Below are 18,674 nucleotides of genomic sequence, written 5' to 3'. Positions count from 1 at the left end.
TACAAACCATCGTACCTTCTTCTCTCCTCCCTGTCTTCAGCCAAATGAAAATTATTTTGGGCAACCAATGCCCGCGCAATATCGTCAAAATGTAGTATACGGCTGCATTCAAGAACACCTATGATTCCACAAATGGATCCTTTTTGTCTGCCTGAAAGTCGACAATGCATTCAACTGCACCCGTACGCACATTGACAGCCCGAGCCATCATAAAAAGCGCGTCGGACAGGCGATTTAGATATTTTCGAATCACGGGATTCAGCGTTTCTGATTTCTCTAAGGTGACAATTTGGCGCTCCGCTCGACGAACGACGGTACGACTTACGTGTAACAAGGCCGCAACCGGATGGCCTGACGGCAAGACAAATTGGCGCAAGGGCGGCATCTCTTCGTTTAGCGCATCAATGATTTTCTCCAGTAAATCCACGTCGCTCTGGTGCACGTAAACTCCATCCCGTTTGTCGTCCGGTGTGGCTAAATCTCGACCTACATCAAACAGATCCCGTTGTATGCGGCCGCCGTAACGAATCAAGTAGGAGAATTCAGGCGATGTTGTAGCCATGAGGGACAATGCCGCCCCAATCATGGCGTTTGCTTCGTCCACCGTACCATATGCTGCAACTCGAAGGCTGTCCTTTGCGACACGGCGGCCATAAATTAAACTGGTGGTGCCTTCGTCACCGGATCGGGTATAAATCTTCATGCATGTTCTCCTTTAGGCGAATCTCCATCACCACATGAGGCTTCCAGTTGCTCGTAGACGCGAACGGCGGCTTCGGCTACCTGAACGTCTTCATTGACGGATCCGCCACTGACACCGACAGCGCCAACGATGCGCCCATTTTGATGTAGTGGGATACCACCGCCAAAGATGACCACCCGCCCGTGGTTCGTAGCATGAATTCCATAGAGTTCCCCGTCGGTAGAAGCTTCAGAAGCCAATTGAGCGGTAGACATTTTTAAAGCGACCGCAGTCCATGCCTTATTCAAAGAGATATCGACACTGGCGAGTAAGGCGTCGTCCATTCGATGCGCCGCGACCAAGTTACCACCATCATCAACCACCGTGATGACCATCGGTACGCCAATCCGGCGCGCTTCCTGTTCTGCGCCATCAATCAGTTTTTTGGCCGTTTGCAGCCCCAATTTACGCATTCTCAATTCCTCCCATCACAAGTGGTAACCCTTTTGCCAAACGCCCGCAGTTTCGACCAAACTGGCGAAGACCGTGGCGAGAACCGGTGATATACTCCTTGTTTCCAGGTAGATTTTGATGACTTAGGCTACAGTTGAGGTGCCTATCGACGCCAATTCCGATGAAGAGTGGAGACTTCAGTGCGGCGATGGCTCCAAACTCGCTTGCTTGTTGTTCCTGCGCCATTTGTTCGCACTGATAGGGAACACCTTCTTCTTCTAAGCCCGCGCACAGGTCTTGTATGTCAGCGAGGGAAACAGCTGGTGAACAGATGATTGGGAGATAAATTTCGTTGTTCATCTTTCCCCTACTTCCTCGGCACAAGCAAGTACCAGACCCGTGGCGACGGCATTTCTCGGCCCTTCTGTGCCACGAACGTTGGCAAAGCCCGCTACAATCCCGTATTTGGACATCTCTTCTGTCAACATTTGAGGGATTTCAAAATCCAAGGCAGATCCCCCTACCATCACAACGAACGATAAATGCTTTAGGTTTCCGGTCGGTACAACGCGGCGCAGGGCCCTCAGACCATTCGTGACAAATACCCTCTTTTTCGCCGTCCTGCGTATCTCCCGAACCTTTTCCATGGTGACCTTTATATTCAATGGGACAAGATCTTCCCCCTCGCGGATCACCACTCGGCCAAACGTATCGGGTGGAAGTGGTGCGTCGGAGAACATCGTTGTGCCATCTTCCAATTGCATATGAAACATACTCATGACTTTCGCCAGCGGGTACTTTTTGATCTTTTCCGCCAAAGCCTTGTTGTTGAGACCCAGCTCCATATCAATGAGCATCGTGACCATATCGCCGGCGCCTGCTAAGTGCGTCGAGGTGATTTTCCCGTTCTCCGCCATCATCGCCGCATCGGTCGATCCGCCCCCCATATCTAAAATCACGATTGGCTTACGCGTTCCTGGGGTTGTCAACGCCCCACGAATGGCCATTTCTGCTTCAACGCCTCCAACCTCCACGGGTACGCCAATCGCTTGCGCGAGCGTGTCTGCTACCTTTTGGATGGGCAACCGACTGGTCTTGACCATGGAGGCGAACGCCACACCCGTTTCCAGCGTGAGTTCTCCCGCCATTGCCCCGCTTACTGACATCGGAACGACCGCATCCACAGCCAACAGGTCTCGAATCGTGATTTCTGAAGGGGATTGTTGCGTCAATTGGGCCAAATTCTGACGGAGTGAATTCAGCATCCCTCCAACATTGGTCGCCGTCTCCCCAACCACATTGACCAGCGACCCAATTTTTTCATAAGCCTCCATGATGGCGTCTGATCCGTCATTGACCGATACGGTCACCTTTTGTTTCTCCCCGACGAGGGTCAGTTTTCCGGCTTCAATTCTCCGCTCGGCCACTTCACCTTGCGGGGTGCGTATCACCACCGCCGAGCGATTCCCAACGAGTGCTTTCGCGATGGGAGCGATGCGGATGGTCGTGTCGGGATCGAGCTGAAATATGGTCGCCAGACCATACGGGTTGCTGGCCATGCGGATGACTTGACCCGGCAGTGCGACTTCGACAACGGCCAATTTGCCCAGCGGGACTTTTTCGATTTGCGATACCTCGTCAACAATTGGGATCTTTTTTGAAAGGCGATTATAAACGAGTACGCCATCGTCCTTTTGAACAATCGCGCCGTTCACGCGTATCCCCTGTTCAATTGCCGCATTAATCCGGCTAGCAACCCACTCGTAATCGAACTGGCCTGGCACCACCACGATGACATCCTGGTCCGATGTCCAATCGAACAGTTCATCAATCGGCACTGTAAGACCAACCCCAAGTCCCGCACCTCCGGGCGTGTCTGGGTTGTGTCCTATCATCGACGACTCCGTGATGATGGTTTCACTAATCAGGTCCATGGCGAGATCGCCAATGACCGGGGCCGCATCGTTGATGCGAACTTTATCAATCTGGTCGATGCGAATACCCGCCCGATTCGCGGCCTCCTCTAAGGCGATGCGGATGCCGGTCACATTGTCCACAGTCCCTTTGACACCGCTGGTTCTCACTAAATGCTGGGACAGAAATTGAACACCGTCATCCGATATCTGTGCAAGCGCCACTTCTGTTGACGAATTGCCCATATCCACACCGGCTATCAGTTGCTTCACCATCGTTCAGCCCTCGTTCGTCCGTAGTATCCCTCTTCGCTCATAAACATCGGCCGCCTCACGAACCAGCCGCGCATTTTCGTTGGCACGATATTTTTCTTCTAATTCAAGTGCAATCTCCAGGAGTTCATCTTTCGTGGACCGCCTGGGTCGCAACGCATTGTAAATTTCCAAAATTCGTTTGTCTGGAATGCCAATGAGCTCAGCCGCCCGCCTGAAGTTCTTTGCTAACTGCGGCCGTCCGACACGCTCCGCGACTTCGGCTTGCATGCGCAGCGTGTTTGCGCTAATTCGCAAATCTGCCGCTGTAACGCGACCGTCGAGCGCGGCATCTAAGGTCAAATCACTGTAAGGTTTCCCTGTCGGTGTAAACAAAAGATCCGGACGCTTTTCCCCTAACGGGTAATCTTCCTTAGTCAGTTGTGTCATTTCATCCACCTCGAGTCATTCGTAGGAAAACGCGACTTCCAGCTCAACGGATTTTGCATTGGCAATCCTCGATTCACATTCCTTGATATACAAAACCGCGGCAATCGCCTGATACTTCGGGCGCGCCATCTGGTCATTGACCACCGGCACTGGATTCGGCGTGTCACCCAAGGCGTACATCGCAGCATTTCGACCAATCGCCCGATAGGTTTCCAAGGTAATCAACGGCGATTGCGGAAAGAGTTCCAAATTACTCAGCGGATCTAAATCCCGTTGATGAATCACCGTAGTGCCTCTCGACTGAACGCCGACGCCAATTCCAGACCCACTCAACTTCGCCGCCTCATGTGCCATGAAGGCTAAGTCTGCAGTTCGTAAACTGCGAATGACCCTGGCAGTTGCACCTTGTTCCTCAATGCCCGATAAAATCTCTCGGAGGATTAATGCGTGATCGACCTTCATGATAGATTTGGTCACGTCCTTACCAAAGGCCGGTCCGACGGCGACAACAACTTCCCTCGGGTTTATCCCTTTTGTGGCTGTCCCAATCTCCCGAAGGTTCATCTTGACCTGAAATGATGTGGGTGTCACGCTGCCATTCCCCCCTCAGCTGAAATCCGTTGGCTTTAGCGCCTGCCGGATATTTTTGATTTCCTCCCACCTCTCTTTGCTCAAACGATAGCCACTCCCTGGGCCCCTGTAATCATTCACATCATTCACCGCACTAATCACTTGATTGTCCTTGTTGATGATTGCAGACGTATGCAAGTAGTCGCCCGCAACCCGTTGTTTGAGCAGGTTGAAAATTCTCTCTGCCGTCTCTCGAAATCCGCGCTTCGCTAAGATGATGGCAATATCGAGGCCCGTTATCTCGTCGCGCAGAATTCGCTCAGCCGCTTTCAAATCCTCGACCACGTTTCGCTGCGGCATATCTTCGCTGCCATTCCCATAGGTTGCGGCTTCCACCTCTTCATCTGTAATCGGCGGAAAATCCAGCTCCTCAAAAACCGCTTGGAGCGCCTTAGCCGCTTGATAACGCCCTTTGATCACCGTTTCCTCATCAACGGGCCGTAAGCCACCATCCACCATCAAATCTCGCTGAATAATGAGGTAATCATCTAAATCGCTCGAATCAAAGGTGGAGCCGGCAAACATATCGTCACCGTTGGGCATCGCGCTGTAGCCAGAAAAAATGAAATCGGTGCCCGGAAGCATCTGACACAGCATTTTTGCGGTGTTTCGAAATGGAGAGTGGGAAAAGGTCTGGTCATTGCCTGAGGCAACTTCGAGGTCAAACATCATGGTCGCCAAATTCTCCGCTGCAACCGCCCGTAAACCGCTCGGAACGGCAGCGGGTACACCGATACAGCTAATCGATCCGTTTTGTAACCCTTGCACACCGGCCCCCTTGGCCATCATGACGCACCGCACTTCGAGATACAGCATCGATTTGCCCTCGGCGCCGGCCATTTGCACTTCGGATCCGCTTCCTGACGTAAACCGCATCTTCGCACCCCTCGACGCATAGGCGGAAGCTAAAAACGACTTCGACCATGGCGTGTCGTCCCCGTCCATAAAGACCGATTCTGTCCCGTAGATGGAAATAGTCTCAGCGTACGAAGTCAGCCCTAACATGGCGAGCCGCAATTCCGTGGCCTCTTCCAAAGCGTCTTGCGTGAGAATTCCGCCTCGCGCAGTTTGTGACCCGACTAATAGGGCCAATGCGTTAAACGGGGCATAGCGGACCACGCCAACCGTCGTTTCCTGTTCGTCAAATCCTAATAATCCGGCATGAACCGCATCAGCCGCCATGAGGACGGGATTGTCCCGAACATTGGTCACGTGGCACTGATTCGACGGCGTCTTTCTGGCTCTCATTTTTTGCATGGCCATCATCAATTCGACAACATTCATATGATTGAGCACTTCGACCACTTTCGCCGGGGTCATCCCTTTGGTGATGTCTAATACTTGCTGTCTCGGAACATTGACATCGACGAGTTTCCGAGCAATCTCCACGCTGTCCATCGCCATGACCTGTTCCGCGACAGTTGTATCAATCGTGTAGTCCGCTAGAAACTGATCTAACATGTCAAACGCTTCTCGCGGTTTGCCATCCAGCTCTACGATTCTTCCGTTCTCCACTTTGATACTTGGCTTTGGGTCCGCAGGTGACGACATTGCGATAAACCCTTGTTCAGGCCATTCAACAACAAAGCCGTCCTGATTGACGGGTCTTTTGTCGAGAATTTCGTACCTCTTTGAACGCTTCACCGTCTGCATGATTCGATCAGTCACCTCTCATGTACTGCGAATACCCTTATTTTCGTAAACGGTTTCATGCTTACCGCTCAGCGACTTTCACCATTTCCGGATGCAAATGATGACAATACCCATGTTTGTTTCATGCGTATTACAAGCTCTGGGGAAATATTCACTCTTTTCGCGAATTGCAAAAGGATGGAGCCACCACGATATTCGTCGTCGCTGTCGCGATGCTGCTCATCGTGATCGACATTGGGGTGTTTGGTCCGAAAACGGCCAAACGAGATCTTGAAGCCGTGCACGCCGTTGGGGATAACGCAAGCCTGTAACCAAACAGCGGTTGAAAACGAACGAAAGCCGCTTACAATAAGCGGCTTTCAAACGTCATCCAAATCAAACGAGCAGACTGCGCGGTACGTCAATTTCGGATGAGATAATCGAATGCACCGAGCGCTGCGGTTGCGCCAGACCCCATGGAGATGATAATCTGCTTGTAGGGACTATTAATACAATCCCCTGCAGCAAACACACCAGGGACATTCGTGGCGCCGTGGCTGTTGACCACAATTTCGCCCATACGGTTACGCTCAACCGTATCGCCTAGCCAATCCGTATTTGGCACTAGGCCAATCTGAACAAACACACCTTGCAATTCTATATGTTCTTCGGCACCGGTATCGCGATCTACATAGGTAATCCCATCAACCTTATCGGTGCCCGTAATTTCTTTCGTTTGAACGTTCTTTAACACGGTCACATTCGGCAGGCTGTACAACCGTTTTTGTAGTACGGCGTCAGCTTTCAATTCTGGCATAAATTCGAGCACGGTAACGTGGCGTACAATGCCGGCGAGATCAATAGCGGCTTCAATCCCGGAATTTCCTCCGCCAATCACTGCGACATCTTTTCCAGTAAACAGCGGTCCGTCACAGTGAGGACAATAGGTTACACCTTTATTCCGAAACTCTGCCTCTCCAGGTACACCTACATTGCGCCAGCGAGCACCCGTCGAAATGATGACCGTCTTGCTCTTCAAAATCGCGCCATTCTCCAGTTCAACTTCGACGAGTTCCTTCTTTTCCAAGCCTTTGGCAAGATGACCTTTCATGACATCAATGCCGTACTCTTTGACGTGCTCTTCCAGACTGGCAGCAAGCTGAGGCCCTTCCGTGTATTTCACACTGATGAAGTTCTCGATACCCACCGTATCGAGCACCTGCCCACCAAAGCGGTCAGCTACCAGACCTGTGCGAATGCCTTTGCGCGCGGCATAAATGGCCGCACTTGCACCAGCTGGCCCACCGCCGACCACAAGCACATCGTAAGGCTCTTTATCCGCGAGGTCTGCTGCATCAGGCGCACTGCCCAATTTGGCGAGAATCTCCTCGACAGACATCCGACCGCTGCTAAACTCTTCGCCATTTAAGAAGACAGTCGGCACAGCCATGATGTTCTTGCTTTCAGCCTCGGCCTTGAAGGCAGCGCCGTCAATCATCGTGTGCGTGATGCCAGGATTGAGAATGCTCATCACATTCAACGCCTGCACGACATCAGGACAATTGTGGCAACTGAGGCTGACAAAGGTCTCAAAGTGATATTCGCCGCGAATGTTCTTGATTTGGTCGATCACATTCTGATCAAGCTTCGGCGCGCGCCCGCTGACTTGCAACAGCGCAAGTACCAACGAAGTAAACTCATGCCCCAAGGGAATTCCAGCAAACGTCACGCCAGTGTCTTCGCCTACGCGATTTACACTGAAGCTAGGTGTTCTCGGCAATGACGTCTCTTCCACTCGAATCCGGGGTGACATGCTGGCCAGCTCGTTTACGAGGGCCAGCATGTCGCTTGATACATCGTCGGATCCTGCACTCACTTTCAGCAGTACGTCGCATTTCATGAGTTGAAGGTATTGCTTTAACTGTTCCTTAATCTCTGCATCAAGCACCATGTTTACCAGACTCCTTAAATCTTCCCTACGAGGTCAAGGCTTGGCTTCAGTGTTTCAGCGCCTTCCTTCCACTTCGCCGGGCAAACTTCACCAGGATGGTTCCGAACATACTGTGCAGCCTTGATCTTGTCGACGAGAATGCTTGCGTCGCGGCCAATGCCACCAGCGTTAATCTCAATGGCTTGGATCACACCATCTGGGTCAATAATAAACGTACCGCGATCAGCAACGCCTTCTTCTTCGATCAACACATCGAAGTTGCGAGAAATTGTATGGGTCGGGTCACCAATCATCACATATGTGATTTTGCGGATGGTGTCAGACGTGTCGTGCCACGCTTTATGTGTGAAATGGCTGTCGGTGGAGACCGAGTATACTTCTACACCAAGGGACTTCAGCGTCTCATATTGTTCTTGAAGGTCTTCGAGCTCAGTCGGGCACACAAAGGTAAAGTCTGCAGGATAGAAGCAAACAACGCTCCACTTTCCTTTGAAGTTAGCTTCGGTGACTTCGATGAACTCACCATTGTGATACGCCTGCGCTTTGAACGGTTTTACTTCGGTTCCGATGAGAGACATAAAACGAATTCCTCCTAAAGTTGTTTGGTTTACTGCAGATACAGTGACCTACATCTGACAGGTTGTGCAGTATTGGCATCCAATAGACCGATATAGTATTATTTCAGTAAATGGCATCACTCCTTTTTAATAATAATTATCATCTAGGTGCTATTATAGATAGTGTGTAACGAGTTGTCAAAGATACGCTGGAGAAATTTTTTAAGAAAGTAGGGATAACTGTGCATAACCTGTCCACCGACACAAATATCCCAAAGCTGCTGAAAGATGTAGGGCTGCGGGTCACCCCACAGCGCGAGGCGATTTTGAATTTCCTTATTCACTACGAAGGACATGCGACTGTGGACGATATTTATCAAGCTGTTCACCCAACGTTCCCTGGTCTGAGCGTGTCTACGATATATAACACGATGAAGCACTTTGGAGAACTTGGTCTAGTAAAAGAAATCACGTTCGGGGATGCGGCCAGCCGCTTCGATGTGAACGTACAGCCGCACCATCATCTCGTCTGTAAGCACTGTGGGAAATTGATCGATTTCTATTTGCCGCAACCGCCAAATTTCGCCCTGCCACCCGATGCTTCAGGCTTTGAAGTCGAGGACTACCATTTGGAGGTCAAAGGTACGTGCCGCGAATGTCGGGATAAGGAAAGAAACGAACAAACGCAATAATTCACACTGGACAAAAGGGCATCTGCAGCGGATGCCCTTTGCTTTACGCGATGTGCGATGTGCGATGTGCGATGTTCACGATTGCGTAGAACCAGCGTCACGTTCGACATGTAGCTCTGCGTCCACCACTGCAATTTTCTCTTCCATCGAATGATTGACATCCCGACGGTCATCAATTTTCACGACCGTCGACAGCCGCTGTGCCCCCATACTGACTAGCGCCTCGTGCATCTCCGAAATCGCTGCAAAGATGTCAGGGAGTTCCCCTTCGATGGTAGTAAACATCGGATCAAGCCGAAACTTCAACTGCGGAAACCGCTTCAAAACGCGCTGCGTCTCAGCGACATATTGACTGACACTCGTACTTCCTGTCCCCAATGGTGCGATACTTACCGCGACAATTGCCACAACGACTCCTCCTCCGGAACGTAAATGACGGCGACAGCTTCTTCTAAATTTTATCACGACATACAGCCAACATGTCATAACAGACGAACTCAAAAACGGCCTTCTGTTGCATACAGCGCGTACAGATGTCTATAATAAACCTGTAAACACCAGCATACGCCAGTCGCCCTTCAAGGGGGGCTGCTTCTCGGGGGAATAGACCGCAAACTTTGTCAAGGAGGGCGGTCTATTTTATTTTATCGGAAACAGGCGAAGCCTTTGAGAACTTCATTTCCTCTTACTCGCTGACAGAAGCGCCACGATAAGCGTAGCAAAACTAATCATCAGCGTTAAGGCTTGATACACTGTCAACTGGCCTCACCTCCCCTCCTCGGAGATGAAGCAAGCCCCCATGAAAGCATTCCTGATGATACAAAGTAAGTATATCATTTCATGCACCTTTTCTGATAGCGTTACGATCCCGATGCGTCCTCGCCTGGATTCACGTGAATGGCAATCTCATTCATGCGCCTATTGACACACCGCGTTAGCCAGGATAAAATGAGCGCAATCTTATACAGCAACGGCTGAGATGAAGAGAGTACGGGTTTGTTATCAGTGCAGAGAGTCGGTGGATGGTGAAAACCGACCTGAGCAAATGCCGGAAGTACACTTCGGAGCCGCATGGTGAACTCCATTTGGTCAGTAGCCAGTGCCGGAAACGTCAACGGCGTTTTCGTTATCTCAATGAAGTAAAGGCCTTTATGCCTTTGATTAGGGTGGTACCGCGAGTAAAACTCGTCCCTTACCGGGGACGAGTTTTTTTATTTTACAACCGTATATCGCAAAAAGCTGAGATGGAGAGAGTACGTGCTGAATTCGGTACAGAGAGTCGGCGGTTGGTGAGAGCCGAACTGAATAGGCACGGAAGTACACTCCGGAGCTGTTCGGTGAACTCCGTTTGGAAAGTAGCCTCAACCGGGCATACCAGTGCTCGTTAACGCAATCAAGTGAAAGGTTTTTGTGCCTTTTATTAGGGTGGTACCGCGAGCAGCCTCGTCCCTAGTCAGGATGAGGCTTTTTTGTTTACCACCATCCAATCGCACAGACCTTTTATTAGGGTGGTACCGCGAGTAACCCTCGTCCCTAATTTGGGGCGGGGGTATTTTCATTTCACAGCTATTAGGGAGGAATTCACCAATGGTCGCAATGATTCAAGAAGTCACCACAAAGCAAGTTCCGTACAAACTCGCCAGTCGGTTGCATCATCCAAGCCCGTCTGTTGTCTCTGTTCGTGATCGTAAAATCGGCGATGGATCAGTTACGGTCATGGCAGGTCCTTGCTCCGTGGAAAGCCGCGATCAGATTATCGAAATTGCACAGGCGCTCAAGCAAGCAGGTGCGCATCTCCTGCGCGGGGGAGCCTTCAAACCTCGGAGTTCCCCGTACTCGTTCCAAGGGCTTGGGGAAACGGGACTCAAGTTCATGGCAGAAGCACGAGAAGCAACTGGACTGCCGATTGTGTCAGAAGTGATGGATATCGAAAATTTGCCCATGGCATGTGAGTACGTCGACATGATTCAAATCGGCGCACGCAATATGCAAAACTACCCCTTATTGAGGGCTGTCGGCAAAACGAAAAAACCCGTTCTTCTCAAACGGGGTTTGTCTGCGACGATAGAAGAATGGCTCATGTCAGCGGAATATATTTTGAGTGAAGGCAATCCCAATGTCGTCCTCTGCGAACGCGGCATTCGAACCTTTGAAACCGTAACGCGCAACACGCTGGATTTAAATGCGATTCCGGTGATCAAACATTTGAGTCACCTCCCTATCATTATTGATCCGAGTCATGGAACAGGTGTCGCCCGCTATGTGAGTGCCATGAGCATGGCCGCCATCGCAGCGGGTGCGGATGGTCTCATCCTCGAAGCCCATCAATCACCTGAAACGGCTTTGTCGGATGGACAACAAAGCATTACACCGGACGAATTCGAGCAACTCATGCAACGCATTGACGTCCTCTCTCGCGCCGTTAACATGAAAGAAGGTGTGACAATTGGATAACACAATCCGCAGTCTCGACGAATTTCGGGCGCAAATCGATTCCATTGACCACCAACTGATAACCTGTCTGGCCAAGCGGTTCGAGCTTTCCAAAACCATCGGCACAATAAAACGCAGCAAAGATGTCAACGTTTATCAGCCGGATAGAGCCAACCAGGTTCAACAACGCTTTCTTCATCTAGGCGCATTGCATGGTATGCAAGAACACTTCGTGACGCATTTGTTCGAATTGATCCACGAGGAATCGTGCCGCGTACAGCGCACAGAAGTGTAAACTGCTTTCGGGTTGATGAAACATCGCGATCGTCCTTAGGAGTTGGAGGTAGACACCGTCCTCCCCCAACTCCTGCGTTCGATTCGAGTATGATGATACTCATAGCTGGATGACGGCCTCGATATTCGGCGCACCAGTAGCGGAGATAGACTCGATACAAATCTCCGAAATCACCGTTTCAAATTCGTCGTGAAAATCTTCTGTCGCGCGGATGGCCTTGTGCCATGCTGAAAGTTTGGGAATGCGGCCCACTGTCATATGCGGGACGTACGTGAATTGGCGATTTAAGAATTGGCGTAACGGGCCAGAGTAGAGAACATCGTGCAACCTGACAATCCAGTCATTCCCCCGTTTCACGTTTAGGAATAAGTACCCACCCTTCGCTCCCGTGACCTCACGCAAGACAAGTGGAAACGATGGTATCCCGGAGACGCACACGCGAACGTGATCCTCTAATGCAACGGAAGAAATATCGCTGTCAAACGGAAATACAAGGGTCATATGGGGAGCTATGAGGCCATAAAGGGGATCGTACTGTTTACGTAGGTCCTCAATCCGACGAACGTTCTCAAAGTTTGGGAAAATGTGAATCGCTCTTTGCATGACGCCTCCGCTTTCATATCCCCTGCCGGGCATTGATGTCTTATTAAGACAGTGGCGCGCCTCTTAGCGCCGATAAGACATAAAATCTGCGCTAATCGTCGGCTTTTCGCTTGTATCCGGCGGCTTTTCAGTAAATAAAGCACTTTTTCGACCTTATATCAACCGAATATACTGAAAGTCGGAAAATAAGGTCGATATTCTGCCTTGTGGGCCCGGGGGCCACGCCATATGCCACACACCGCAGGCTCCTCACGCGCCGAGGCCCGCCGGCTTATCTGTACCCCACCCGCCTGCCGCGCGAAATAGGGGTATAGTCGACATTTCAACGAAAGCTTCTGTCGCACTCGCACCCTATAGTGACACAAGCGTTCTTACGGAACTCCCCCGTGCAAGAGATTCCTACTTATATGAGTACACTTTAATCGAAGATGCCATGTTCAACGCCGTGAAAATAGGGTTTGAGCACGTAGGAAACGTGCGAATCTGGTATTTCCCTTGGATTTTCCCGAACGACTCGTCCCAACTGACGATGGTATCAATCTGACGAGGCTTAAATAAGCCACCAGAGGTATCTTGAATTTCAACATAAGCGTTCTTCCATGGTGTCGGTAGCTTTGAACTGTCGAAATGAGTTATTACGTTATCAGCGATACTGTTAGGTCGGTTGATTGATTTCGTCAAGCTACTAACCTCAAATGTCCACTTTCCTTCATGCCATATAACATGAGTCACAGGCGGGCTGCTGTCGTTGGATTTTTTGGCCGTGACGAGATACGTTACGACGGAAATTCCGTTGGCTAATGTTTCATGCCCCATTGTGGTGTTAAACTGTGACGCAACAGTATCTGCCATTTTCACTTCGGGACCCGAATATTGACTGAAGTGAACAAATACATCGGAGTCCGCCTCATCTGGAAGTTCCTTACTTCCTGTCACAAAAGCAATCTCTGTAATCGGTATAGAGGCGTCTGTTGACATGTACCTTAAAAGATAATTGTACTTGTCATAACTCGGGTCATTCGCCGTACTCGCAATCTTCGTCGAAGCGGACTTTGACGATGGGGTTGGTACGACTGTAGGTACGAGTAACGGTGTCTGATTGAAATCCTGATACGCTTTCATAGCCTCTTGCACGGAAGGCGAAAATGATGCGGGAATACTACTTGATGTGGTTTCCTTTGTACCACAGCCCATCAGTCCCGTACAAACCAATCCAGCCAGCCCGATACCAAACCAGATCTTGTTCACGAGCCCACACACCTCGTCGCTATATTATCTATACGCCTTCGATAAAAATTGTCTCATCTTGCACAATACTCTCTCCATAATGTTAACTCCTCTTCCCAAATTTCTGATTGCCTCGATATTCAGTTATACTACCAGCAGTAACAGTTCTTACTCTTATCACTCTAACTCACCTGTGTTCATGAACACATCGACTGACTGTACTAAAACGTGCGAGGTATCTCAACTTGAGCAAACAAAACATGCGTAAGCGGTTCTGGTCCTGCGCAGAGCAATTGATAGACGAAAAAGGATACGTTAGCCCAGTTGATCTGCTGGTTAAGATGGAGCTGATCACGAACAAGCAAGTCGAAGACTGGCGTTTCAAGCGGATTCCGTATCTGGAGCAAGTGACCGGCAAAAATTTGAGTAAGATGAAGTTCATTCTCAGTGAACTTCGCAAATTCGAGAAATCGGCAAAATTAAAGTCATCTCAAACCGTCTATGTATCGTGGGGAAAAGGTCCGAAGCACCGATTACGGTTCTCTAAGTCAGGTGATCCGCGGATCGAAACGCTGTATTCAACTCACTATATTCTCGTTGAGACAAAAAAGCCGACCAAAGAAACGAAACCTGAAGCTGAGGATACATATAGTTCCTAAAATACTCCCGATGTCGCACATTCGCACCCGTTAACGACGGAAGGAAGTTTCCCAACTGATTCACAACTGTTCTTGAAGCGACATGAGGTTACGCCATCCATAAGCAGACTCCCGTAACTGTTGTTCTCCAATTTCAATACTTTGCTCGCGTATTAACTGCCCGCCCATAGATTCATAAAAATAACGCGATGGGTTATCGTATAATACCCATATCAGCATTGCATAAAAGTGGTTCGAGGCAAGGTGCGACACAACATGATGGAAAAGTAATTTGCCAATCCCCTTGCGTTGGTGCTCCTTTAGCAAATAAATTGCATACAATTCTCCATCGTATGAGGGGTCTCCCGAACGTTCTCTGCCTCCATCTGCAAAACCAACAATCTGACCTTCATCATTAACGGCAACGAACATGGCGTATTCTACCGGATTGTTCGCTAAACGGTTACGCCATCGTTCTTCACTTCTCATAGGATAGACTGGCTAGAAACTCGTCATTTACGATTTCTCTGTATGTGGTTCTCCAACTGTCAACGTGAACTTTCGCAACACCTGCCGCATCGTCGGGAACTGCTTTTCGTATCGTATAAATGCTACCCAATTACAACACCTCCAATGGTTCGTCTTCTGTGGTATTCCTGCCCGAGAGCGGCAGAAACCGCGTCACTGACAGTCTGTATATTCATACACCGGATGATACACTGCCTTGCTCAGTTTTCGCACCTGTAAGTTCAACAACGGCTTCCTCGGGGGTCAGTCATTGAACCTTCCCATGACAATGGTACTGTAGTATTTACCGTCGGAAAGGATTTTGTCTTTTCTCAACGTGCCTTCAATTTCAAAGCCTAGCCTTTTATACATTGCAATGGCTCTAGTGTTCGTTTCTAATACATTTAGAGTCATTTTTTTGATGCCATTAGAGTCTACCCAAGCGATAGACTGTTTCATGAGGTTTTTACCAATTCCGCATCCCCAAAATTCCTTTAGTACACATATGCCGAATTCGACTTTGTAGGAGAATCTTTTCAGGTAAGTTCCTTCACATCTTGAGAAACCCACGATACGATTGCCAGTGACGGCAACCAAAAATAAGTTTCTCGGACGAACCGAGTCTGTATGTATCACACTTTCAAATCCAGGTACATCAAGAAAACCCTCTCCTGGTTCTCTATCTAGGTTTTCCGTCTGTCCGTCAATTTGCAGCCTTAATTCAGACAATTTTTTGGCATCGCTCTTAACGGCAGATCTAATGGTGTAAGTTAGTCCATTCACGAGAAATTCTTGGTTTTCGATAATCAATTATTTTGTCCCACCCATATTAGTTACATTTGTAAAACAAGTAATGATTATATTGTTCAGAAGAATTGCCAACAAAAGGGGGATAACCACACATTCTCTACTCGTTTATCATTGCCACTGCTTCAATTTCAACAAGTAGTTCTGGTTCGATAAACGATTTTACTTCAGCCATTGTCGCTACAGGGCGAATATCCCTGAAAAACTCTCCATGTGCCTTTCCGATTTCTTCCCATCTGGAGATATCGGTTACAAACATCCTCGTTCAAACAACGTCGGACAGTGTTACCCCAACCTTTTCGAGTGATTCTTTTATTATCTCTAATGCACACACAGTTCGAGCTAAGCATCATCAATACCGACCGCTTTGCCATCTCTTATGGCTGTAGTGCCTGCAACCTCAACTTGATTTCCAACTCGAATTGCCCGGCAATAGCCCACAACTGGCTCCCATGAAGAACCTGTCGATATTCTGATTCTCTCCGCCATATAAATACTCCCTTTGTTTGCTACGGAAAACTATCATAATTATCGCATAGGTTATCCCACGATAATGCTCGCTCTGTCGCGAACCTGACCTTGAGCGTCAGATACGCCGAATCTTTCGCAATTTATAATCTCTCAATTCCAAAAAAACAAAATATTTCTTATTGGTGTACAGATCAAGTCCAAAATGCTGTGTAAAATCCCCTCTTCGGAATGTGTCGCATCATGCTCACAATCTACTCAACGGCTGATGGGCGTCACTTTCTTGTTGGTCTGAGACTTCTTGCTCCTTGCGCCACTTCCAGTATTCTTCCATGTTCAGGTAGCAACGGCCTGTTGTCCACGCCTCGTCAATCTCCATCAGCAGTGCCCCGATCAGCCGTATCACTGACTCCCGGTTGGGGAAGATGCGTATGACGCGCTCACGGCGCCGGATTTCTTCGTTCAGTCGCTCCACACCGTTGGTCGTGCGCAATCGCCGGCGATAACGCTCAGGCAAAGCCAGCACCGCAGTTACATCGTCGAACCCATCCTCCAGCACTTTCACGGCCTTGGGTGCCCGCTCAGCGTACTCCTCGGCAAACTTGTCTTTGAGTAGTCGAGCTGTTTGGATATCGGGCGCATCCAGGATGGCCCGTACACGTGTGTAGACATCCTCGTGCAGTGACTTTGGTGTAGCGTCCAACAGATTGCGCATAAAGTGTGTCTGACATCTGTGCCAGGTACAGCCTTGGAATTCCGTCTGAAGGGCACGGACGAGTCCTGCATGACTGTCTGAAACCACAATGTCTAGGTCTCGTAAGTCCCGTGATTTGAGCCAAGCAAAGAACGCCCGCCAGCTTGCCTCTGACTCACTGTCACCAATCATCAGGCCCAGAATCTCGCGATATCCATCTTCGTTAATACCTACGGCAATCATCACAGCTCGAGGCCGAACACGCCCGTCTTCCCGAATCCTCACCACCAGTGCATCGACCAGGACGAACGGATATCGGTGCTCCCGCAAGCTGCGCTCGTTCCACGCTGCGACGATTGGATCCAACCGCTTGCACAGCGCCGACACTGTGGACTTAGAAAATTCCGTCCCACAAAGCTCCTCCGTGATCTGGGCCACCTTGCGTGTCGATACACCGTTTATCACCATCTCCATCAACGCAATCACCAGTGCCTGTTCACTGCGCTGATAGCGGGCAAACAGCTCCGTTGAAAACTCGCCATTGCGAATCCGTGGAACCTGCAGGATGAGCCGACCAACACGTGTCGTGATGGGATGAGGCAATGTTCCGTTACGGTACCCTCGCCGCTCCTCAGTCCGCTCATACGGACTCGCTTTCAGCTGTTCCGTGACCTGAGCCTGTAATACCTGATTCAGCACCTGTTCGACCAACTTCGCGACACCCCCATCCTGCAGAAAGAGGTCTTTCAAAGAATCGTCATTCAGGGTAATCTGGTATTGAGCCATTTTCGTTTCCCTCCTGGTAATGTGGTTTTCTCCAATCTCACATTCTACCAAAGAGGGGCGGATGGCTCATATTTTATGCCCCGGGGTGCCATCCCTTTTTACACAGTATATTGGACTCTACTGGTGTACACCGCTGTTTGTAAGAGGAACTAATTTAACTTTTGACTGTAATACGATCCCCGTGACTTATAGGTTGCGACGCTACAATGAACTCTATATCGTGTCGCGATTGGTTGATCATTTGATGCGGAACACCAGGTGGCACTTCTATTCCTTGAAGTGCCTCTATATTATGCCATTCTCCGCTCACTTCCAAAGTAGCTGTACCTGACAAAACAAAAAAGAATTGCCGCGACTTATTATGAAAATGACGTACTTCGGACGTCCCAGATGGCATTCTCTCATGTATTACACTTAAATTATTCTGCTTAACCAAATGCCATCCGTCACAAATTTCACCCCAAATGTAATGTTCACAATCATCAAGTTCTCTTAATACTTTTTACAGAAAATGCCTCAAATGGTTTCCAATACGAATAGAGAGCCCAAATTCCACCATCCGCGAATAAGTTTTTCGCATGGATAGCATCGTATCCCATTTCGTTGTATAGTTCATCTCGATGTCGATCTAACGTGTATTGGTTGACATTAAAGTGACTTGCAAGCAATTTTCCAATCGTTGTTTTCCCTGTCCCCTCCGGACCAATTAAAACGATTATATTTTTGATAAATAACCACCACCATTTAAGCAACTTTAACATGTGACGTAAGACGAGAACCCTACGTCATCTTGAATTAAACTGCCCGCCACAAGACAAACTATCTGCGACGTGCATATCCACATATGAATACACTGGCTTGTGGGAATCATGCACCCATTTGTTCAAAATTTCAAATCAGAATTCCTCTCGTTCCATGAGTGCCGTAGTATAGCCGTAGTATATTGGAAGGTATTCCAAAATAAATCTGTGGATGGTTATATCATGACCTATGCAGTTGTTGTA

The 18,674-nt window shown here is 49.2% G+C and carries 24 protein-coding genes, 1 pseudogene and 2 other annotated features; of the genes and pseudogenes, 5 read left to right on the top strand and 20 right to left on the bottom strand.

What is annotated here, in order from left to right; all coding sequences use genetic code 11:
- Positions 1-118 precede the first annotated feature (118 nt).
- The 7 genes from K1I37_RS11150 to K1I37_RS11120 are packed head-to-tail and all read right to left on the bottom strand — an operon-like array spanning position 119 to position 6,033.
- Entirely contained in the window at positions 119-703 is a 585-nt protein-coding gene (locus K1I37_RS11150; protein ID WP_021295280.1) for a cob(I)yrinic acid a,c-diamide adenosyltransferase, read from the bottom strand.
- Entirely contained in the window at positions 700-1,155 is a 456-nt protein-coding gene (locus tag K1I37_RS11145; protein ID WP_021295281.1) for a GlcG/HbpS family heme-binding protein, read from the bottom strand. Before K1I37_RS11145 ends, K1I37_RS11150 begins: the two co-directional genes overlap by 4 nt.
- Complete coding sequence (locus tag K1I37_RS11140) at positions 1,148-1,495, bottom strand: glycerol dehydratase reactivase beta/small subunit family protein (RefSeq protein ID WP_021295282.1); 348 nt, start codon at positions 1,493-1,495, stop codon at positions 1,148-1,150. The genes K1I37_RS11145 and K1I37_RS11140 overlap by 8 nt, the downstream gene beginning before the upstream one ends.
- On the bottom strand, positions 1,492-3,324 hold the full coding sequence (locus K1I37_RS11135; protein WP_021295283.1) for a diol dehydratase reactivase subunit alpha: 1,833 nt from the start codon (positions 3,322-3,324) through the stop codon (positions 1,492-1,494). Before K1I37_RS11135 ends, K1I37_RS11140 begins: the two co-directional genes overlap by 4 nt.
- Before the next feature lie 3 nt (positions 3,325-3,327).
- Entirely contained in the window at positions 3,328-3,750 is a 423-nt protein-coding gene (locus tag K1I37_RS11130; RefSeq protein ID WP_021295284.1) for a diol dehydratase small subunit, read from the bottom strand.
- Between the two features lie 15 nt (positions 3,751-3,765).
- The gene (locus K1I37_RS11125; protein WP_040440898.1) at positions 3,766-4,314 is read right to left on the bottom strand and encodes a propanediol/glycerol family dehydratase medium subunit; all 549 of its coding nucleotides are present in this window, start codon (positions 4,312-4,314) and stop codon (positions 3,766-3,768) included.
- Between the two features lie 42 nt (positions 4,315-4,356).
- Positions 4,357-6,033, bottom strand: coding sequence for a propanediol/glycerol family dehydratase large subunit (locus K1I37_RS11120; RefSeq protein WP_021295286.1), 1,677 nt, complete (start codon positions 6,031-6,033; stop codon positions 4,357-4,359).
- Between the two features lie 116 nt (positions 6,034-6,149).
- On the opposite strand from K1I37_RS11120, the gene K1I37_RS11115 reads away from it, so the two are divergent.
- Positions 6,150-6,344: a hypothetical protein gene (locus K1I37_RS11115; RefSeq protein WP_021295287.1), complete on the top strand. Its 195-nt coding sequence runs from the start codon at positions 6,150-6,152 to the stop codon at positions 6,342-6,344.
- 89 nt (positions 6,345-6,433) lie between these two features.
- Here the strand turns inward: K1I37_RS11115 and ahpF are convergent, their stop codons facing one another.
- Together ahpF and ahpC are read right to left on the bottom strand one after the other, a co-directional pair.
- A complete protein-coding gene (gene ahpF / locus K1I37_RS11110; protein WP_021295288.1) occupies positions 6,434-7,963 on the bottom strand; it encodes an alkyl hydroperoxide reductase subunit F in 1,530 nt (509 codons plus the stop codon).
- A gap of 14 nt (positions 7,964-7,977) precedes the next feature.
- Positions 7,978-8,541 (bottom strand): alkyl hydroperoxide reductase subunit C, encoded by a 564-nt coding sequence (gene ahpC / locus K1I37_RS11105; RefSeq protein ID WP_021295289.1) that lies wholly within the window; start codon positions 8,539-8,541, stop codon positions 7,978-7,980.
- 221 nt (positions 8,542-8,762) lie between these two features.
- On the opposite strand from ahpC, the gene K1I37_RS11100 reads away from it, so the two are divergent.
- Complete coding sequence (locus tag K1I37_RS11100; protein WP_021295290.1) at positions 8,763-9,212, top strand: Fur family transcriptional regulator; 450 nt, start codon at positions 8,763-8,765, stop codon at positions 9,210-9,212.
- A 75-nt stretch (positions 9,213-9,287) separates the two neighbouring features.
- Here K1I37_RS11100 and K1I37_RS11095 read toward each other — a convergent pair whose 3' ends face one another.
- The gene (locus K1I37_RS11095; protein WP_021295291.1) at positions 9,288-9,620 is read right to left on the bottom strand and encodes an MTH1187 family thiamine-binding protein; all 333 of its coding nucleotides are present in this window, start codon (positions 9,618-9,620) and stop codon (positions 9,288-9,290) included.
- A gap of 267 nt (positions 9,621-9,887) precedes the next feature.
- Complete coding sequence (locus tag K1I37_RS21875; protein ID WP_223204030.1) at positions 9,888-9,965, bottom strand: putative holin-like toxin; 78 nt, start codon at positions 9,963-9,965, stop codon at positions 9,888-9,890.
- 214 nt (positions 9,966-10,179) lie between these two features.
- Positions 10,180-10,408, top strand: a binding site (T-box leader).
- Positions 10,409-10,444: 36 nt separating this feature from the next.
- Positions 10,445-10,666 (top strand) — a binding site (T-box leader).
- A gap of 133 nt (positions 10,667-10,799) precedes the next feature.
- Between K1I37_RS21875 and aroF the strand changes: the two genes are divergently transcribed.
- Both aroF and K1I37_RS11085 read left to right on the top strand, forming a co-directional pair.
- Entirely contained in the window at positions 10,800-11,666 is an 867-nt protein-coding gene (aroF, locus tag K1I37_RS11090) for a 3-deoxy-7-phosphoheptulonate synthase (protein WP_021295292.1), read from the top strand.
- On the top strand, positions 11,659-11,940 hold the full coding sequence (locus K1I37_RS11085) for a chorismate mutase (RefSeq protein WP_021295293.1): 282 nt from the start codon (positions 11,659-11,661) through the stop codon (positions 11,938-11,940). The genes aroF and K1I37_RS11085 overlap by 8 nt, the downstream gene beginning before the upstream one ends.
- Positions 11,941-12,039: 99 nt before the next feature.
- Here K1I37_RS11085 and K1I37_RS11080 read toward each other — a convergent pair whose 3' ends face one another.
- The gene (locus K1I37_RS11080) at positions 12,040-12,543 is read right to left on the bottom strand and encodes a 2'-5' RNA ligase family protein (protein ID WP_021295294.1); all 504 of its coding nucleotides are present in this window, start codon (positions 12,541-12,543) and stop codon (positions 12,040-12,042) included.
- Positions 12,544-12,942: 399 nt separating this feature from the next.
- Complete coding sequence (locus K1I37_RS11075; protein ID WP_021295295.1) at positions 12,943-13,791, bottom strand: hypothetical protein; 849 nt, start codon at positions 13,789-13,791, stop codon at positions 12,943-12,945.
- Between the two features lie 224 nt (positions 13,792-14,015).
- Between K1I37_RS11075 and K1I37_RS11070 the strand changes: the two genes are divergently transcribed.
- Complete coding sequence (locus K1I37_RS11070) at positions 14,016-14,429, top strand: hypothetical protein (protein WP_021295296.1); 414 nt, start codon at positions 14,016-14,018, stop codon at positions 14,427-14,429.
- Positions 14,430-14,489: 60 nt separating this feature from the next.
- Here the strand turns inward: K1I37_RS11070 and K1I37_RS11065 are convergent, their stop codons facing one another.
- From K1I37_RS11065 to K1I37_RS21865, 7 genes and pseudogenes are all read right to left on the bottom strand, one after another.
- Positions 14,490-14,897 (bottom strand): GNAT family N-acetyltransferase, encoded by a 408-nt coding sequence (locus K1I37_RS11065; RefSeq protein ID WP_236613820.1) that lies wholly within the window; start codon positions 14,895-14,897, stop codon positions 14,490-14,492.
- Entirely contained in the window at positions 14,887-15,027 is a 141-nt protein-coding gene (locus tag K1I37_RS11060; protein ID WP_021295298.1) for a hypothetical protein, read from the bottom strand. Before K1I37_RS11060 ends, K1I37_RS11065 begins: the two co-directional genes overlap by 11 nt.
- Positions 15,028-15,179: 152 nt before the next feature.
- Positions 15,180-15,725: a GNAT family N-acetyltransferase gene (locus K1I37_RS11055; RefSeq protein WP_021295299.1), complete on the bottom strand. Its 546-nt coding sequence runs from the start codon at positions 15,723-15,725 to the stop codon at positions 15,180-15,182.
- Positions 15,726-15,822: 97 nt separating this feature from the next.
- Positions 15,823-16,211 (bottom strand): annotated as a pseudogene (locus tag K1I37_RS21870) (RidA family protein).
- 226 nt (positions 16,212-16,437) lie between these two features.
- A complete protein-coding gene (locus K1I37_RS11045; RefSeq protein ID WP_242215901.1) occupies positions 16,438-17,670 on the bottom strand; it encodes an IS256 family transposase in 1,233 nt (410 codons plus the stop codon).
- Between the two features lie 154 nt (positions 17,671-17,824).
- Positions 17,825-18,136: a cupin domain-containing protein gene (locus tag K1I37_RS11040; protein WP_236613846.1), complete on the bottom strand. Its 312-nt coding sequence runs from the start codon at positions 18,134-18,136 to the stop codon at positions 17,825-17,827.
- Between the two features lie 16 nt (positions 18,137-18,152).
- Positions 18,153-18,431, bottom strand: a complete 279-nt coding sequence (locus K1I37_RS21865; protein WP_021295805.1) for an AAA family ATPase — start codon at positions 18,429-18,431, stop codon at positions 18,153-18,155.
- Between the last annotated feature and the right edge of the window lie 243 nt (positions 18,432-18,674).

It is taken from the genome of Alicyclobacillus acidoterrestris (genome assembly GCF_022674245.1).
GTDB lineage: Bacteria > Bacillota > Bacilli > Alicyclobacillales > Alicyclobacillaceae > Alicyclobacillus > Alicyclobacillus acidoterrestris.
This window is presented reverse-complemented; position numbering and strand designations above follow the sequence as displayed.

Excerpts from the sequence above, each read along its gene's own strand:
- ahpF (WP_021295288.1), bottom strand. The coding sequence starts at position 7,963 with ATGGTGCTTGATGCAGAGATTAAGGAACAGTTAAAGCAATACCTTCAA.
- K1I37_RS11130 (WP_021295284.1), bottom strand. The coding sequence starts at position 3,750 with ATGACACAACTGACTAAGGAAGATTACCCGTTAGGGGAAAAGCGTCCG.
- K1I37_RS11135 (WP_021295283.1), bottom strand. The coding sequence starts at position 3,324 with ATGGTGAAGCAACTGATAGCCGGTGTGGATATGGGCAATTCGTCAACA.
- K1I37_RS11120 (WP_021295286.1), bottom strand. The coding sequence starts at position 6,033 with ATGCAGACGGTGAAGCGTTCAAAGAGGTACGAAATTCTCGACAAAAGA.
- K1I37_RS11145 (WP_021295281.1), bottom strand. The coding sequence starts at position 1,155 with ATGCGTAAATTGGGGCTGCAAACGGCCAAAAAACTGATTGATGGCGCA.
- K1I37_RS11080 (WP_021295294.1), bottom strand. The coding sequence starts at position 12,543 with ATGCAAAGAGCGATTCACATTTTCCCAAACTTTGAGAACGTTCGTCGG.
- K1I37_RS11140 (WP_021295282.1), bottom strand. The coding sequence starts at position 1,495 with ATGAACAACGAAATTTATCTCCCAATCATCTGTTCACCAGCTGTTTCC.
- K1I37_RS11045 (WP_242215901.1), bottom strand. The coding sequence starts at position 17,670 with ATGGCTCAATACCAGATTACCCTGAATGACGATTCTTTGAAAGACCTC.
- K1I37_RS21865 (WP_021295805.1), bottom strand. The coding sequence starts at position 18,431 with ATGTTAAAGTTGCTTAAATGGTGGTGGTTATTTATCAAAAATATAATC.
- K1I37_RS11065 (WP_236613820.1), bottom strand. The coding sequence starts at position 14,897 with ATGAGAAGTGAAGAACGATGGCGTAACCGTTTAGCGAACAATCCGGTA.
- K1I37_RS11150 (WP_021295280.1), bottom strand. The coding sequence starts at position 703 with ATGAAGATTTATACCCGATCCGGTGACGAAGGCACCACCAGTTTAATT.
- ahpC (WP_021295289.1), bottom strand. The coding sequence starts at position 8,541 with ATGTCTCTCATCGGAACCGAAGTAAAACCGTTCAAAGCGCAGGCGTAT.
- K1I37_RS11125 (WP_040440898.1), bottom strand. The coding sequence starts at position 4,314 with ATGAACCTTCGGGAGATTGGGACAGCCACAAAAGGGATAAACCCGAGG.
- aroF (WP_021295292.1), top strand. The coding sequence starts at position 10,800 with ATGGTCGCAATGATTCAAGAAGTCACCACAAAGCAAGTTCCGTACAAA.